The 14,535-nt window shown below is 43.2% G+C and carries 11 protein-coding genes, 15 tRNA genes and 1 rRNA gene; 22 read left to right on the top strand and 5 right to left on the bottom strand.

Translation table 11 applies throughout. The features are described from left to right. The first annotated feature begins 306 nt into the window (after positions 1-306). The 16 genes from rrf (at position 307) to N693_RS0105915 (ending at position 1,865) form a co-directional block, all read left to right on the top strand. A 5S ribosomal RNA gene (gene rrf, locus N693_RS0105840) occupies positions 307-422 on the top strand. Positions 423-461: 39 nt separating this feature from the next. After that, positions 462-536 (top strand) — tRNA-Asn (locus N693_RS0105845). 4 nt (positions 537-540) lie between these two features. Next, positions 541-632: transfer RNA gene (locus N693_RS0105850), tRNA-Ser, on the top strand. 25 nt (positions 633-657) lie between these two features. Further along, a tRNA-Glu gene (locus N693_RS0105855) sits at positions 658-732 on the top strand. A gap of 45 nt (positions 733-777) precedes the next feature. Beyond that, positions 778-853, top strand: a tRNA-Val gene (locus tag N693_RS0105860). Positions 854-876: 23 nt separating this feature from the next. Further along, positions 877-951: transfer RNA gene (locus N693_RS0105865), tRNA-Met, on the top strand. 3 nt (positions 952-954) lie between these two features. Then, a tRNA-Asp gene (locus tag N693_RS0105870) sits at positions 955-1,030 on the top strand. An 18-nt stretch (positions 1,031-1,048) separates the two neighbouring features. Continuing rightward, positions 1,049-1,121, top strand: a tRNA-Phe gene (locus N693_RS0105875). A gap of 8 nt (positions 1,122-1,129) precedes the next feature. After that, positions 1,130-1,205, top strand: a tRNA-Thr gene (locus N693_RS0105880). A gap of 13 nt (positions 1,206-1,218) precedes the next feature. Further along, positions 1,219-1,303: transfer RNA gene (locus N693_RS0105885), tRNA-Tyr, on the top strand. 8 nt (positions 1,304-1,311) lie between these two features. After that, a tRNA-Trp gene (locus N693_RS0105890) sits at positions 1,312-1,385 on the top strand. Between the two features lie 43 nt (positions 1,386-1,428). Further along, positions 1,429-1,501: transfer RNA gene (locus N693_RS0105895), tRNA-His, on the top strand. Between the two features lie 13 nt (positions 1,502-1,514). Then, a tRNA-Gln gene (locus N693_RS0105900) sits at positions 1,515-1,586 on the top strand. 6 nt (positions 1,587-1,592) lie between these two features. Continuing rightward, a tRNA-Gly gene (locus N693_RS0105905) sits at positions 1,593-1,667 on the top strand. A gap of 10 nt (positions 1,668-1,677) precedes the next feature. Further along, a tRNA-Cys gene (locus N693_RS0105910) sits at positions 1,678-1,751 on the top strand. 33 nt (positions 1,752-1,784) lie between these two features. Then, positions 1,785-1,865 (top strand) — tRNA-Leu (locus tag N693_RS0105915). Positions 1,866-2,006: 141 nt separating this feature from the next. On the opposite strand, the gene N693_RS0105920 is transcribed toward N693_RS0105915, so the two are convergent. Beyond that, the gene (locus tag N693_RS0105920) at positions 2,007-2,729 is read right to left on the bottom strand and encodes a B3/4 domain-containing protein (protein WP_025783866.1); all 723 of its coding nucleotides are present in this window, start codon (positions 2,727-2,729) and stop codon (positions 2,007-2,009) included. Positions 2,730-2,784: 55 nt separating this feature from the next. On the opposite strand from N693_RS0105920, the gene queG reads away from it, so the two are divergent. The 3 genes from queG (at position 2,785) to N693_RS0105940 (ending at position 5,567) form a co-directional block, all read left to right on the top strand. Beyond that, on the top strand, positions 2,785-3,924 hold the full coding sequence (gene queG / locus N693_RS0105925; protein WP_025783867.1) for a tRNA epoxyqueuosine(34) reductase QueG: 1,140 nt from the start codon (positions 2,785-2,787) through the stop codon (positions 3,922-3,924). A 14-nt stretch (positions 3,925-3,938) separates the two neighbouring features. Beyond that, a complete protein-coding gene (gene trmL / locus N693_RS0105930) occupies positions 3,939-4,412 on the top strand; it encodes a tRNA (uridine(34)/cytosine(34)/5-carboxymethylaminomethyluridine(34)-2'-O)-methyltransferase TrmL (protein WP_025783868.1) in 474 nt (157 codons plus the stop codon). Positions 4,413-4,739: 327 nt separating this feature from the next. Next, positions 4,740-5,567 (top strand): aldo/keto reductase, encoded by an 828-nt coding sequence (locus N693_RS0105940; RefSeq protein WP_025783869.1) that lies wholly within the window; start codon positions 4,740-4,742, stop codon positions 5,565-5,567. Between the two features lie 49 nt (positions 5,568-5,616). On the opposite strand, the gene N693_RS0105945 is transcribed toward N693_RS0105940, so the two are convergent. The 3 genes from N693_RS0105945 to N693_RS0105955 are packed head-to-tail and all read right to left on the bottom strand — an operon-like array spanning position 5,617 to position 7,382. Further along, complete coding sequence (locus N693_RS0105945) at positions 5,617-6,456, bottom strand: RluA family pseudouridine synthase (RefSeq protein ID WP_025783870.1); 840 nt, start codon at positions 6,454-6,456, stop codon at positions 5,617-5,619. Positions 6,457-6,479: 23 nt separating this feature from the next. Next, positions 6,480-6,953, bottom strand: coding sequence for a co-chaperone YbbN (locus N693_RS0105950; RefSeq protein ID WP_025783871.1), 474 nt, complete (start codon positions 6,951-6,953; stop codon positions 6,480-6,482). A 3-nt stretch (positions 6,954-6,956) separates the two neighbouring features. Further along, positions 6,957-7,382 (bottom strand): disulfide oxidoreductase, encoded by a 426-nt coding sequence (locus N693_RS0105955; protein ID WP_025783872.1) that lies wholly within the window; start codon positions 7,380-7,382, stop codon positions 6,957-6,959. Between the two features lie 117 nt (positions 7,383-7,499). Here N693_RS0105955 and N693_RS0105960 point away from each other — a divergent pair, with 117 nt between their 5' ends. Further along, positions 7,500-9,056 (top strand): bifunctional GNAT family N-acetyltransferase/carbon-nitrogen hydrolase family protein, encoded by a 1,557-nt coding sequence (locus N693_RS0105960; protein ID WP_025783873.1) that lies wholly within the window; start codon positions 7,500-7,502, stop codon positions 9,054-9,056. Between the two features lie 38 nt (positions 9,057-9,094). Here N693_RS0105960 and N693_RS0105965 read toward each other — a convergent pair whose 3' ends face one another. After that, positions 9,095-10,444 (bottom strand): hemolysin family protein, encoded by a 1,350-nt coding sequence (locus tag N693_RS0105965; protein WP_037592830.1) that lies wholly within the window; start codon positions 10,442-10,444, stop codon positions 9,095-9,097. Positions 10,445-10,987: 543 nt separating this feature from the next. On the opposite strand from N693_RS0105965, the gene N693_RS0105970 reads away from it, so the two are divergent. Together N693_RS0105970 and N693_RS0105975 are read left to right on the top strand one after the other, a co-directional pair. Continuing rightward, positions 10,988-12,727, top strand: a complete 1,740-nt coding sequence (locus N693_RS0105970) for an ABC transporter ATP-binding protein (protein WP_025783875.1) — start codon at positions 10,988-10,990, stop codon at positions 12,725-12,727. Next, complete coding sequence (locus tag N693_RS0105975; RefSeq protein ID WP_025783876.1) at positions 12,727-14,469, top strand: ABC transporter ATP-binding protein; 1,743 nt, start codon at positions 12,727-12,729, stop codon at positions 14,467-14,469. The genes N693_RS0105970 and N693_RS0105975 overlap by 1 nt, the downstream gene beginning before the upstream one ends. Positions 14,470-14,535: the final 66 nt, after the last annotated feature.

The following is a 14,535-nucleotide window of genomic DNA, read 5'->3' on the forward strand; positions in this document are numbered from 1 at the left end:
TACTAATCGATCGAGGACTTATCCAAAAAGCGGAAGCAGCCGTTTAGGCTCGGCAGGCATAAGAAGGATTGGTGAAGCGGCGATTTGTGCCGTGAAGGCAAGATGGCTTATGACCGAGAGACTGGCTGCTGGAGCTAGATTATAGCAACCGCACAAGTTAGAGAATTGTAAGGCTGTCTTGAGACATCAATGTTGGTTTTATCTAGTTTTGAGTGATTAATTTAAAAATCTTTTAAAAAGAAATTGAAATTAACGCTTGCATTTACAACTTGAGTATGGTATAATAATTCTTGTGTTGTGAAAACGTCTGGTGATGATGGCGAAGAGGTCACACCCGTTCCCATACCGAACACGGAAGTTAAGTTCTTCAGCGCCGATGGTAGTAGGGGGCTTCCCCCTGTGAGAGTAGGACGTCGCTAGGCTTTCACTACTAAGTGAAAATCCTTTAATAGTTTATCTATTCCGCAGTAGCTCAGTGGTAGAGCAATCGGCTGTTAACCGATCGGTCGTAGGTTCGAGTCCTACCTGCGGAGCCATAATGGAGAGCTGTCCGAGTGGCCGAAGGAGCACGATTGGAAATCGTGTAGACGGTTAACGCTGTCTCAAGGGTTCAAATCCCTTGCTCTCCGCCAGTTAACTTCTCTATTATAACAGTATGGCCCCTTGGTCAAGCGGTTAAGACACCGCCCTTTCACGGCGGTAACACGGGTTCGAATCCCGTAGGGGTCACCATTTAGATTCTTATGAATAAGATATGCCAGCATCACATAGTATTGTGGAGGATTAGCTCAGCTGGGAGAGCATCTGCCTTACAAGCAGAGGGTCGGCGGTTCGAGCCCGTCATCCTCCACCATTATTTCTTCATAATAGTATTATCGCGGGGTGGAGCAGTGGTAGCTCGTCGGGCTCATAACCCGAAGGTCACAGGTTCAAATCCTGTCCCCGCAACCAAATGGTCCCGTGGTGTAGCGGTTAACATGCCTGCCTGTCACGCAGGAGATCGCCGGTTCGATCCCGGTCGGGACCGCCATTTTCTTTGAAACAATATGGCTCAGTAGCTCAGTCGGTAGAGCAAAGGACTGAAAATCCTTGTGTCGGCGGTTCGATTCCGTCCTGAGCCATCTTATATGCCGGTGTAGCTCAATTGGTAGAGCAACTGACTTGTAATCAGTAGGTTGAGGGTTCAATTCCTTTCGCCGGCACCATGAAATTCCCTATGGTGGGGTAGCGAAGTGGCTAAACGCGGCGGACTGTAAATCCGCTCCCTCCGGGTTCGGCGGTTCGAATCCGTCCCCCACCACCATTTTTTACAGGGGCATAGTTTAACGGTAGAATAGAGGTCTCCAAAACCTTTGGTGTGGGTTCGATTCCTACTGCCCCTGCCATTTATCTTACTTGTCTCTTGACTTGAAACATCTTATTATTATGGCGGTTGTGGCGAAGTGGTTAACGCACCGGATTGTGATTCCGGCACTCGGGGGTTCAATTCCCCTCAGCCGCCCCTTTTTTATTTTTGGGGTATAGCCAAGCGGTAAGGCAACGGACTTTGACTCCGTCACTCGTTGGTTCGAATCCAGCTACCCCAGTTATTAGCGGAAGTAGTTCAGTGGTAGAATACGACCTTGCCAAGGTCGGGGTCGCGGGTTCGAATCCCGTCTTCCGCTCCACTTATTCTACGGCGGCATAGCCAAGCGGTAAGGCACGGGTCTGCAACACCCTTACCACCGGTTCGATTCCGGTTGCCGCCTCCATTACTTGGTTTCCGTTTTAATTATTTTAAGTTTGCCCGAGTGGTGGAATGGCAGACACGTCGCACTCAAAATGCGATGCCGTAAGGCGTGCCGGTTCAAGTCCGGCCTCGGGTATCTCAGAAAAGGACAACTTCGGTTGTTCTTTTTTTGTTTTTACTATTATTCTAATTGGCCAGATCTTGTATACAAAAAGACCCGCTTTGAGAATATATGGCGGGTTTCAATTATCGCATTAATGAAATTGGTGAATGCTGTTCAAGAATTAGATTTCTCATGAGATGTTAAGTCAGCAACCTCGATAGCAGGTGTGTCACGATCTAGAATGCTTGCTGTTGCCTCTCCTCCATTGATGCTGGTAAACATGGCACCACACGCAGTTGCTAACCTTTGTGCTTCTTCTACATCCATGTCAGGTCGAAGGAACAATACGTGAAGTATTTCTGTTGTCTCTTCCGTGATTGCACTCCGAATAGAGTCCACGTAGGGGCTGCCGAATGGACTATATCCATCCTTCAGAATTAGAATGTTATGTAATGAATTGAATCTACCGTTTAATCCGTCGTAACCATCTTCAGCGTGTCCCGTCGTCACACGGATATCGCCAAAAAGTGTTTCACAATTATACATGCCAGATGGTATTCCATATTGTAGACTGAACAAGGTATTCAAGTCGATTGCACTTGAATGGCTTTTCAGATAATCTTGTTTACTGACACGTCGATATAATGCTTCAGCAGAAGGACGATAACGACTTGGATCTGCACCAAGTGCTTTCCAAACTTTGCGCCATTCACGGATCCCGTCGATCTCATTAAATGTGCGTTCCTCAAGTTCAAAAAAGAGTTGTTCTTGGAATAATTGAAGTCTTCCTTTTAGCATTTGAGGGGAATCGGATACGGTTGTCCTGTTATAATGGATGATGGCTACTTTGAATTCAGGAACTTCATCAAATATTGCAGGTTCTATATGAAATTTCATAAAATCACCCTGTTCCTATTTTTTCTCAAGTTTATCATAAGGGAGGTGGCAGATGGTGAATATCGCTCAGCTGCAACAAGACTTAGTTGCCTATGCAACGTCCATTGGTATCGATAAAATCGGATTTACAACAGCAGCTCCGTTTTTAGAGTTGAAAAACAGATTGAAACGGCAACAAGATCTTGGCTATCAATCAGGATTTGAAGAAAGTGATGTTGAAAAAAGAACAGAGCCAACTTTGCTATTAGATCGTGCAGAGAGTATCATTTCCATTGCGGTTGCCTATCCTTCCAAAATGACTGATGCACCGAAAGGGAAGAAGGGCGAGCGGCGTGGAATGTTTTGTCGCGCCTCCTGGGGAACTGATTATCATACAGTCTTGCGTGAAAAGTTAGCGTTATTGGAAGTGTTCTTACATGAGCGTTCTTCTGAAGTGAAAACACGCTCAATGGTGGATACGGGGGAACTGGCAGATCGGGCAGTTGCAGAACGTGCGGGTATTGGGTGGTCTGCTAAAAATTGTTCCATTATTACTCCAGAGTTTGGCTCGTACGTCTATCTAGGTGAGATGATTACGAATTTACCTTTTGAACCCGATGTGCCGATGGAGGACCAATGTGGGGATTGCACGCTGTGTTTGGATGCCTGCCCGACAGGAGCCTTAATACAAGGTGGACAATTGAATGCTCAGCGTTGTATTGCATTCTTGACACAAACGAAGCAGCCGATTCCAGAAGAATTCCGTAAAGAGGTGGGGAATCGCATCTATGGGTGTGATACGTGCCAAACCGTATGTCCAAAAAATAAGCGGAAATATAATTTAGAGCAAGAGTCATTCATACCCGAGAGGGAACTTGTAAAGCCTCTTCTTCAACCGATTTTAAAGTTATCGAATCGGCAGTTTAAAGAAACTTTTGGCCATATGTCGGGTTCTTGGAGAGGAAAAAATCCTATCCAGCGAAATGCGATCTTAGCTTTAGCGCATTTTAAAGAAGAAGCTGCCATCCCAGATTTAGTTAATCTGTTAGAAACAGATCCACGTCCTATGATTCGCAATACGTGCGCGTGGGCTATAGGGGAAATAGGAACCGAAACTGGACGACTGGCACTTGAACACGTATTAGAAACAGAAACAGATGATTCTGTATTTGAGGAAATTAAAAAAGCAGTCATGAAGATGACTGTAACTGAATAGAAGGAAGTGGAATTATGCCAATACACGTAGCGTTATTTGAACCGCTTATTCCTGCCAACACTGGCAACATCGCAAGAACTTGTGCAGGAACTGGAGCAAAATTACATTTGATAGAACCCCTCGGTTTTTCAACGGATGATAAAATGTTGAAACGGGCAGGTCTGGATTATTGGGAGCATGTTGATATTACGTATCACAGTGGTATTAATCAATTGTTCGAGAAGTTCCCGGAAGGTATTTTCTATTTCATCACCAAATTTGGAACAAAAACATACTCGGATTTCAACTTTTCAAATGTCGATCAAGATATCTTCTTTGTATTCGGGAAAGAAACTACAGGATTGCCTTCTGAGGTTACAGAAGCTCATTTAGATACGTGTCTTCGAATTCCTATGAATGACCATATACGTTCATTGAACCTATCCAATACTGCAGCGATACTCGTATATGAAGCGTTGCGTCAACAAGGTTACCCAGGTTTGCACTAAAAAAAGGATGCGGCTCTAATTGAGCTGCATCCTTTTTACTGTGTTATTTTTTCACTTTGCCTGGCTTGTCAGCATAACCGCCTGTGAAGATTGCGGATAGGAATGCGAAGCAGACACCCATGATTAGAATTAGTCTCATCAGATACCCTCCTGTTGAATCAATTGTTCTAACATTCATTATACCGGAAGCGCAACAAAAAGGAAATGACTCACTTTAAAATATGTGACATGTACCTGACAAATCCTACAGCGTATTCGTTTTCAGTGCTCACATCGAGTGGTACTATTGAAATAAGAAATAAGCGAAAACGAAGGAGTGGAGCTTACATGTCAGCTACCTATACAGAGACGAAACAACTTGCGAATGGAGTACATATGCCGAGGTTTGGGTTGGGAGTCTATAAAATGACGGATTCCAAGCAAACGGTTGAAGCGATTACTTATGCATTGGAGCACGGATATCGTGCGGTTGATACAGCAGCGATTTACGAAAACGAGTCAGAAACAGGAGAGGCGATCCGTGCTTCAGGAATTTCCCGCGATGAGCTTTTCATCACATCTAAAGTATGGAATACCGACCAAGGGTACGACCAAACCCTACGGGCGTTTGAATCATCCTTAAAAAAGTTAGAGCTCGACTATTTAGACTTATACTTGACGCATTGGCCGGTTAGCGAAAAGTTCGTGGATACGTACCGTGCCATTGAGCGATTGTATGAAGAAAAGCTAATTCGTGTACCGGGAGTCTCCAATCACCATATCCACCATCTCGAAAAACTGTCTGTCACAGCCAACATTGCGCCAATGGTTAATCAGATTGAGTTACATCCTTTGCTAACACAAGTCCCTTTGAGAGACTACTGTTCTCAACACGATATCGCCGTCACGTCTTGGTCTCCACTCGCACGAGGTAAGCTTTTGGATAACGCTGTTTTAAGTGAAATCGGAAAAACACATCATAAGACTGCTGCCCAAGTGATTATTCGCTGGCATCTGCAAAACGATTTAATCGTCATTCCAAAATCGGTTACACCAGAACGGATTTTGGAAAACAGTCAAATCGGTGACTTTGTGTTAACAGCCGAAGAGATGAGAATGATTGATGAACTGAACCGTGACGAAAGAACAGGTACAGACCCAGATACAATTGGGTAAAATAAAAAGCGGCATGTGGAGATGATCCCATGCCGCTTTTTGCTATTTGTTAAACAGTAATTACAACTTTCTCACCCGTAAATGGATGAATGAAAGAAGTTTCTACAGCGGTTAAACGATACGTACCGTCTGGAAGAGCTGCAGCTTCATACAAGTTATCTCCAACAACTGGATGACCTAAGTGAGACATATGAACACGGATTTGGTGTGTACGTCCTGTGTCGAGCGATGCTTCAATCATTGTCGTTTGTTCTTTTCGCTCAATCACTTTGAAATGAGTGACAGCAGATTGACCTGACATTGAAATACGTCGACGGGTTGGGTGATGACGATCGCGACCAATTGGCATATTGACGCTGCCTTTCAACCGTTTCAAACGACCTTCCACCTCAGCGTGATAGAGTCGGGTAATCTCGTTGGAAGCAATCATTCGGTCAAACATGGCTTTGGCCATGGGATGTTTTGCAACAATGACAACACCTGACGTACCTTTATCAAGACGTTGAATATGCTCTGCGTACGTACCGCCTGAGGCTTGTACATGGGCAATCACTGCATTCATCATCGTAGCTTCACGGCTAGTCCCGTCAGGATGAACGGCAATACCATCTGGTTTGAAAACAGCTAGGAAGTGATCATCTTCCGCAAGAACTTTTACGCCGGGGACATCTAATGGTGCGTATTCTGAATGGGCTTCAGGCAACTGAAACGTTAACTCAGTTCCTGCTACTAGTGGAGTGCGCCATACGACAGGAACTCCTTCTGAATCCATTACAGCATTCGCCATTCGCAACTCGTGGATATTTTTCTTTCCAGCTTGCCAGTCATCACGCAATAATTGTTCAAGTGTCCCGTCAGAATCTTTCACTGTGTACGTAAATGATGTCATAAATTTTTCCTCTTTTCTGTTGCTCACTTAGCGTAATACTCGTTAAAGAATGCGTGGATATTTTCTTCAGGTTGCAATCCAACAAGTCGGCCTACTTCTTTTCCATTCTCATACTGGACAAGTGCTGGCCATTCTCTAATACCGTAGGCATCGCCGGCCTGATCGCTAAACTCAGCCATATTGTACTGATTCACTTTCACGCCTTCTTCTTTTGCAATCGGCATTAGGATTGGGGTCATCTCCATGCAGAAATGACATTCCGGATGGAAGAAGTAGACTGTTGTGGGTTCACCAGATTCAATCTTTTTAGATACAGCATCAGGAAGTACGATACTGTCGTAGTTTTCATTGCCTATTAAGTCAATCGTGGACTTCTTTAAATCTTCTGTACCATAGGGATTGTCAGCTAACTTCGATTTGTTTGAAGCCGTTGTAAGTGCGATGATCGCAACAAAAAACACAACGATAATCCCACCAATGATTAATAATTTTTTCATAGGTTATTTTGTCTCCTTCAAATGTTTTAACATCATAACACTTGCAATGAATATCAGAACAAATGCAACGAATGCCATAAATGGAATTGTGATAAAACCTAAATAGTTCACGTATTGTGCTGTGCAGGGGGTATCTCCACATGTTCCTGCATGTTCATGGAAGAAGCTAAGCTTTTGTGTTGCATAATGATAAGCCGACAAGCAAGCTCCGATGAGGCTGAATGTCGCTGTTGTCAACGCAATACGTCCATTCTTCTGGATAAGTGCAATACCCGCAATTAGAACAATCGGATACATCAAGATACGCTGGTACCAGCAGTATAGACATGGGGTGAAACCTTTAACTTCTGAATAGTATAAGGAACCCAATGTTGCGACTAACGCAACGGTCCATATCAGGAGTAACAAATTTTCCAAACGCTTGTTCATTTCGTGTGCTCCTCTCAGCGATTTCAACTCCTTATTATAGAGGGAAATCATCTTTTTTGCTAACGTTGGGCATAATCTTCGAAAAATAGGGTATTCAAGGTAGAGAGGTGATTTGTGTTGAGCGAAGAATTTGATTTATCATCATTTGAAATAAGCATGGTAGTTCGACAAATGGAAATGTCGGACATACCTGATATATTAGCGATGCAGGAAGCTTGTTTTCCTGGAATGGACCCCTGGGAAACGGAACATTTGGAGAGCCACTTGACTGTATTTCCAGAGGGGCAGTTCGTTGCCGAGCTGGATGGACAGATAATAGGTTCATGCTCTAGTCTGATTTTGAATTTCGCAGAATATGATGATCGCCATACATGGGACGACATTTCCGATAATGGCTACATAACGAACCATAATCCTGAAGGGTATAATCTTTATGGGATTGAAGTGATGGTTCATCCTGAATTTAGACGCATGAAGGTCGGCGAACGACTTTATGAGGCACGAAAAGAGCTTGCTCGTGAAATGAATTTGAAGTCCATCATCATCGGTGGGCGAATTCCGAACTACCATAAGCACTCAGATGAGATGTCGCCAAGAGAGTATGTCAACTCGGTTGCAAAACATCGAATCTATGATCCGGTTTTAACGTTCCAGCTGATGAATGACTTCACACTGATGCGTATCAATCCAAACTATTTGCCTGATGATAAGGCATCCAAGCGCTATGCAACGCTTATGGAATGGAATAATATAGACTACAAAGCACTTTCAAAACGTCATTATAAAACGAGCTATCCGGTGCGTATTTGTGTCGTTCAATACTTGATGCGCAAAATTTCTTGCTTTGACGAATTAGCATCGCAAGTGGAGTATTTTGTGAATATCGCTGCAGATGCAAACTCGGATTTTGTAGTGTTTCCTGAGATTTTCACAACTCAGCTCATGTCCTTCTTAGACGAGCGTTCTGCTAGTCAATCTGTACGTAAAATCTCAGAGTATACGGAAGAATATATTGAACTATTCAACAGCCTGGCGGTTCGTTACAACGTCAATATTATTGGAGGTTCTCACTTCGTAGAGGAAGAAAACGAGGAGATTTACAATATCTCTTACCTCTTTAGAAGAGACGGATCAATCGATAAGCAATACAAAATCCATATTACCCCGAACGAAAAGAAATATTGGGGTATCAGTGCGGGTGATTCCGTTCGTGTGTTTGATACTGACTGTGGAAAGATTGCCATTCAAGTTTGCTATGATATTGAATTTCCTGAACTTGCTCGAATCGCTACTGAAAAAGGAGCAAATATCATTTTCACACCGTTTTGTACAGAAGATCGGCAAGGTTATTTGAGAGTACGTTACTGTGCGCAGGCTCGTGCTGTTGAAAACCAAATTTATACGGTCATTTCGGGTACCGTTGGAAACTTGCCGCAGGCCGTTAACATGGATATTCAATATGCCCAATCTGCAATCTTCGCCCCTTCGGACTTTGAATTTGCCAGAGATGGAATTGTAGGAGAAGCGAACGCAAACTTAGAAACAGTGCTTATCGGAGATGTGGACTTAGAAGTGTTGAAGCGCCAACGTCAAGAAGGTACAGTAAAGCAGTTGAAGGATCGCCGAAGAGATATTTACAACGTTCAGTACTTCCAAAAAAATGCAGACCAATAAAAAAGAGACGATTCCGATTTTAGGAGTCGTCTCTTTTGTTACACCATTTCTTCTTCCAAGTCTGCTTCTTCATCTTCGAGTTTCTCAGCTTCAAGGTAGAGTATGTGGTGACCTTCCACATCTTTGACGGAAAATTCATAGCCTTGTTCTATAATTTTTTCTCCGGGAATGGCTTCAAAGCGTTGAGACATGAACCATCCACCAATGGTATCGATATCCTCTTCATCGAGGTCGATGCCAAGTGTATCATTGACGCTGTCCAAAAGCATTTTTGCATCGAGGATGAAGTGCCCTTCGCCAACCACCTGTACGTCCGGTAATTCGTCTTGGTCGAATTCATCTTGTATTTCGCCAACGATTTCTTCAAGGATATCTTCAATAGTAACCAACCCGGAGGTTCCACCGTATTCATCCATCAGGATCGCCATATGAATGCGTTCCCGCTGGATTTTTAGCAGTAAGTCTCCAATTGCCATCGTTTCAATGACACGGATGATAGGCTGCATATAAGCAGTGACTGGTAAGTCTCCGTTTTTCGGGTTCTTAATGTACGCTGTGAGCAAATGTTTCATATTGACGAGACCGATTACGTGGTCTTTGTCGCCATCGATGACAGGGTAACGAGTGAATTGCTCAATCCCTGGCATGTTGAAGATTTCAGCAGAAGTCATTTCCTTTTCAATGGTCATCATTTCCGTTCGAGGAACCATAATTTCTTTTGCAATCCGATCGTCGAATTCAAATATTTTATTTACATATTTGTATTCAGACTGATTGATTTCCCCGCTTTTCAAGCTGTCGGACAAAATCATTCGCAATTCTTCTTCTGTATGGGCTACATCTGCTTCATGGATTGGTCGAAAGCCGAACAATCGGGTCACTAGTCTTGCTGAACCATTTAAAATCTTAATGAATGGATACATCGTGCGATAAAAGATGATGAGTGGTTTTGCAAGTGCTAGTGTTAACGTTTCTGCTTTCTGAATCGCTACCGTTTTGGGAGCAAGCTCACCAATGACAACATGAAGGAATGTCACGACAATAAGCGCGATAGAAAAAGAAAGGAAGACTGTCATGCTAGTTGATAACTGCAAATAAGCAAACAGAGGCTCAAGCATTAACGCAACGGTCGGTTCTCCAAGCATACCGAGTCCGAGTGCGGTAATCGTAATTCCGAGCTGACAGGCTGACAAGTATTCATCAAGATTATCTACAACTCGTTTAGCATTTATCGCTTTTTTGTTGCCTGCTAAAGCTAGCTGATCGATTCGTGTCATTCTGACTTTCACTATTGCAAACTCAGCTGCAACAAAAAATGCAGTGAGGGCGATCAAGGCAGCAAATGCTGCCAAGCGTATGGGAATATCCAAATGGGTGCTTTGTTTCATGCCAGTGAAGGGGGAAACAAAGCGTACACCTCCTGTGATTTAAAATTAGGTAGTTGATTTTATCATAAATGGTTAATGGGAGAAATACAATGATTTTTCCTTGGGATTCTCTTGTAAGAACCTATTAAATTTTCGAAACATTTAAAGAAAAGTGTTGACAATGTTGAAAAAAGCATGATAATCTAAAATTATTCGAAATTCGAAAGGAAAAGGAGGGCTTGACATGAACAAACGTGTAGCGTACAAAATCACTCAACTTCAAGCTTGGCCCTTCGCACCGCGATTATAGTAGATTGAATCTAAAATCGTTAGGTTACAGGGCACCGTTCCCTATTCAGACACACGTCTCTGAAAGTGGAGCGTGTGTCTTTTTATGTTCACTAAAATAAGGTGTTTTCACGCAAAGCGTGTTGCATATACAACTAATAGGAAAGGGGAGCTATAGATGTGATGAACGAAACGATCCAACCTATCAAATTGCTTAAAAAGGAGACACCTGAAGGCGGATAGCTGATGTTGCTCCAAGAAAGGTCGTAGAAAAGTATGTTTTCGGTTTTAGGAAAATTAAGTTGGTTTTTTAAAGAGAATAAGAAACGCTACACCATTGCTCTACTTTTATTAATCATGTCAAATATCTTGGCCATCATTCCCCCTTGGGTAATAGGAAAAGCCATAGATGGAATCCACTTGAACACCATAAATGCACAAGTGCTTTGGACATATATTGGTACCATGTTGCTCATCACTGTCATTGCGTATATCGGGGATTACTTTTGGCAATACCAGTTGTTTGGTGGCGCTAATGTCATTGAACGGAAATTACGTGGAAATTTGATGCGACATTTTTTGAAGATGACGCCCTCATTCTATCAACGTAACAAAACAGGAGACCTAATGGCACGATCGACGAATGATTTGCAGGCTATCTCTGAAACAGCTGGCTTTGGAATCATGACGCTGATCGACTCCACAGTATACTTGTTTACTCTAATTGTCATGATGGGCTTCCTCGTATCGTGGAAGCTGACACTTGCAGCAATTTTACCATTACCAATTTTAGCTTATTTAATGCAAGTGCTTGGAAAACGTATTCACCTCAAATTCGTAACCGCACAAAAGGCGTTCGGTGATTTGAATGACGACGTTTTGGAAGCTGTGGCGGGTGTTCGAGTAGTGCGCGCATACGTCCAGGAACGTGCTGAAGAGCAACGCTTTCAAGATGCAACAGAGGACGTCTATCGTAAAAATATGGAAGTTGAGCGGATTGACGCACTGTTCACTCCTATATCAAAGATTATGACATCGTTATCGTATATGATTGGTCTCGGTTATGGAGCCTATCTGGTTTCCATGGGAGAAATGTCATTAGGTGGATTGGTCAGCTTCAACGTCTATCTCGGAATGATTGTGTGGCCAATGTTTGCTATTGGTGAACTCATCAATGTCATGCAACGCGGAAATGCATCACTCGATCGCGTTCAAGAAACATTGGATGCAATTGAAGATGTCAGAGATCCATCGATGCCTGTGCAGATGAACCGTCCTGGAGTGATCGGTTTTGAAGACGTCAGTTTTGCATATCCGACGTCTGAACGTAAAAACTTGGATCAGGTCCGTGTGAAATTATCAGGTGGTCAAACATTAGGTATTGTTGGAAAAACGGGCAGTGGAAAGACGACATTTGTCAAACAGTTGCTGCGTGAATATCCTGCAGGTGAAGGACTGCTTTCATTTGACGGGAACCGTTTGGATGATATGACGAAAGAACAAGTACGTAACTGGATTGGTTACGTGCCTCAGGATCATGTGTTATTTTCACGTTCGGTTCGCGACAATATCTTATTCGGTAAACCGGATGCAGACGATCACGATATTGCAGAAGCGATTCGACTTGCCCATTTCGAAAAGGACTTGGAACTATTGCCGGAAGGATTACAAACACTTGTCGGTGAAAAAGGGGTCGCCCTTTCAGGCGGACAAAAACAGCGGATTTCAATCGCGCGTGCTATTGTGAAAAATCCTGAGATTCTGGTCTTGGATGATTCACTATCTGCGGTAGATGCTAAAACGGAAACAAGAATTATTGAGAACATCCAAAACGAGCGTAGTGGGAAAACGACAATCATCACAACGCACCGATTATCAGCAATTCAGCATGCGGATTGGATTATTGTCCTTGAGGATGGCCGCGTGACTGAAGAAGGAAATCACGAAGACTTGCTCTCGATGAACGGCTGGTATAAGGAACAGTATGATCGCCAGCAGATCGGAGGGGGAGAATAATGACGACAGGTAAACGATTAGTGAATTATGCGCTTCGATTCAAAGGGCATTTCATTGGCGGCATGGCACTTCTCGCGATAGCGGTAGGTGCAGATTTGCTTGGTCCAATCATTGCAAAACAAATTATTGATAATCATATAGCAGGTGCAGCAACAGGTGGGATTGACTTTGAACCAATTGCAAAACTTCTTGCAATCTTTTTCAGCCTAGCAGTTGTCACAGCAATCTTCCGATATGGGCAGTACCTACTTCTGCAGGCGACAGCCAACCGTATTGTTCAGAAAATGAGAAATGAACTGTATCAACATATACAGACGCTGCCAATTAGTTATTTTGATAACTTGCCTGCAGGTAAAGTTGTGGCGCGTGTGACGAATGATACTGAAGCGATCCGTCATTTGTACGTAACAGTTGTGTCTCAATTCGCTATTAGCGGCATGTACATTATTGGGATCTATATTGCTTTATTCAGTCTGGATCCGAAAATGGGAGCGATTCTTCTAGTAGTTTTACCGATACTTTACATTTGGATGATTCTTTATCGGAAATTTGCTTCTAAAGTCAATCATATCATCCGTTCAAAGGTCAGCGACATGAATGGGATGATCAATGAATCTATTAACGGGATGACGATCATTCAGGCATTCGGACGCGAGAAACAGATGGAAGACGAATTTGAAGAACTGAATACGACGCATTATGACTACCAGACGAAGTTACTGAAAGTGGAAGCGGCAACGTCCCATAACTTGGTCAATGCGATACGATCGATTACATTCGTTATTTTCATTTGGTATTTCGCAGGAGCTTCAATTACAACAGAAAGCGTTGTATCCGTAGGTTTGCTGTACGCGTTTGTTGACTACATTACACGTCTGTTTAACCCTGTAACAGGTATTGTTAATCAGTTCGCGAGACTTGAACATTCTTTAGTTGCGGCAGAGCGGGTGTTCAAGTTATTGGATAGATCTGGAGAACCAGTGAGTGATGAACGTATGGAGCGCTACGAGGGAAATGTGACTTTTGAGGACGTATGGTTTGCTTACAAAGAAGAAGAATATGTCTTAAAAGACATCAAGTTCGAAGCGAAGCGTGGGGAAACTGTCGCACTCGTTGGTCATACGGGTTCAGGGAAAAGTTCCATCATGAACTTGCTGTTCCGTTTCTACGATCCGGTTAAAGGTAAGATTTTAATCGATGGTCAAGATATTACTTCCTTACCACGCCAGACGATCCGCAATCATATGGGCATCGTACTCCAAGATCCTTATTTGTTCACTGGGACTGTTGAATCCAACATCAGTCTTGGGGATGAACGAATTTCTAGAGAAAAAGTTCAAGAGTCTCTTGAAGCTGTTGGCGGTGAACGGGTTCTTGAGCATTTACCGAAAGGGATTGAAGAGCCCGTAGTTGAAAAAGGAAGCACTCTCTCTAGTGGACAGCGCCAGCTTATTTCTTTTGCGCGGGCACTCGCGTTCGATCCTGCGATTTTAATATTGGATGAAGCAACCTCCAATATTGATACAGAGACGGAAGAAATTATTCAGCATGCAATGGACGTATTGAAAAAAGGACGTACTACCTTCATCATCGCCCACAGACTTTCAACGATTAAAAACGCAGACAAAATTCTAGTGTTAGATCGCGGTGAAATCGTAGAAAGTGGAACGCATGACGAATTAGTTCAGCTCGACGGTCAATATGCTCAAATGTATAAGTTACAATCAGGGATATCTGTTTGATGTTAAAAAAGTCGAAGCCAATGAGCTTCGACTCAGACTGTAGAAAAACTCCAGAAATCATGGGGC

Origin of the sequence: Sporosarcina sp. D27 (genome assembly GCF_000586555.1) — a bacterium.
Lineage (GTDB): Bacteria > Bacillota > Bacilli > Bacillales_A > Planococcaceae > Sporosarcina.

Bases quoted from the DNA above. Each gene is read 5' to 3' on its own strand.
- N693_RS0105945 (WP_025783870.1), bottom strand. From the start codon at position 6,456: ATGACATCATTTACGTACACAGTGAAAGATTCTGACGGGACACTTGAA.
- N693_RS0105955 (WP_025783872.1), bottom strand. From the start codon at position 7,382: ATGAACAAGCGTTTGGAAAATTTGTTACTCCTGATATGGACCGTTGCG.
- N693_RS0105975 (WP_025783876.1), top strand. From the start codon at position 12,727: ATGACGACAGGTAAACGATTAGTGAATTATGCGCTTCGATTCAAAGGG.
- N693_RS0105965 (WP_037592830.1), bottom strand. From the start codon at position 10,444: ATGAAACAAAGCACCCATTTGGATATTCCCATACGCTTGGCAGCATTT.
- N693_RS0105940 (WP_025783869.1), top strand. From the start codon at position 4,740: ATGTCAGCTACCTATACAGAGACGAAACAACTTGCGAATGGAGTACAT.
- N693_RS0105950 (WP_025783871.1), bottom strand. From the start codon at position 6,953: ATGAAAAAATTATTAATCATTGGTGGGATTATCGTTGTGTTTTTTGTT.
- N693_RS0105920 (WP_025783866.1), bottom strand. From the start codon at position 2,729: ATGAAATTTCATATAGAACCTGCAATATTTGATGAAGTTCCTGAATTC.
- N693_RS0105970 (WP_025783875.1), top strand. From the start codon at position 10,988: ATGTTTTCGGTTTTAGGAAAATTAAGTTGGTTTTTTAAAGAGAATAAG.
- trmL (WP_025783868.1), top strand. From the start codon at position 3,939: ATGCCAATACACGTAGCGTTATTTGAACCGCTTATTCCTGCCAACACT.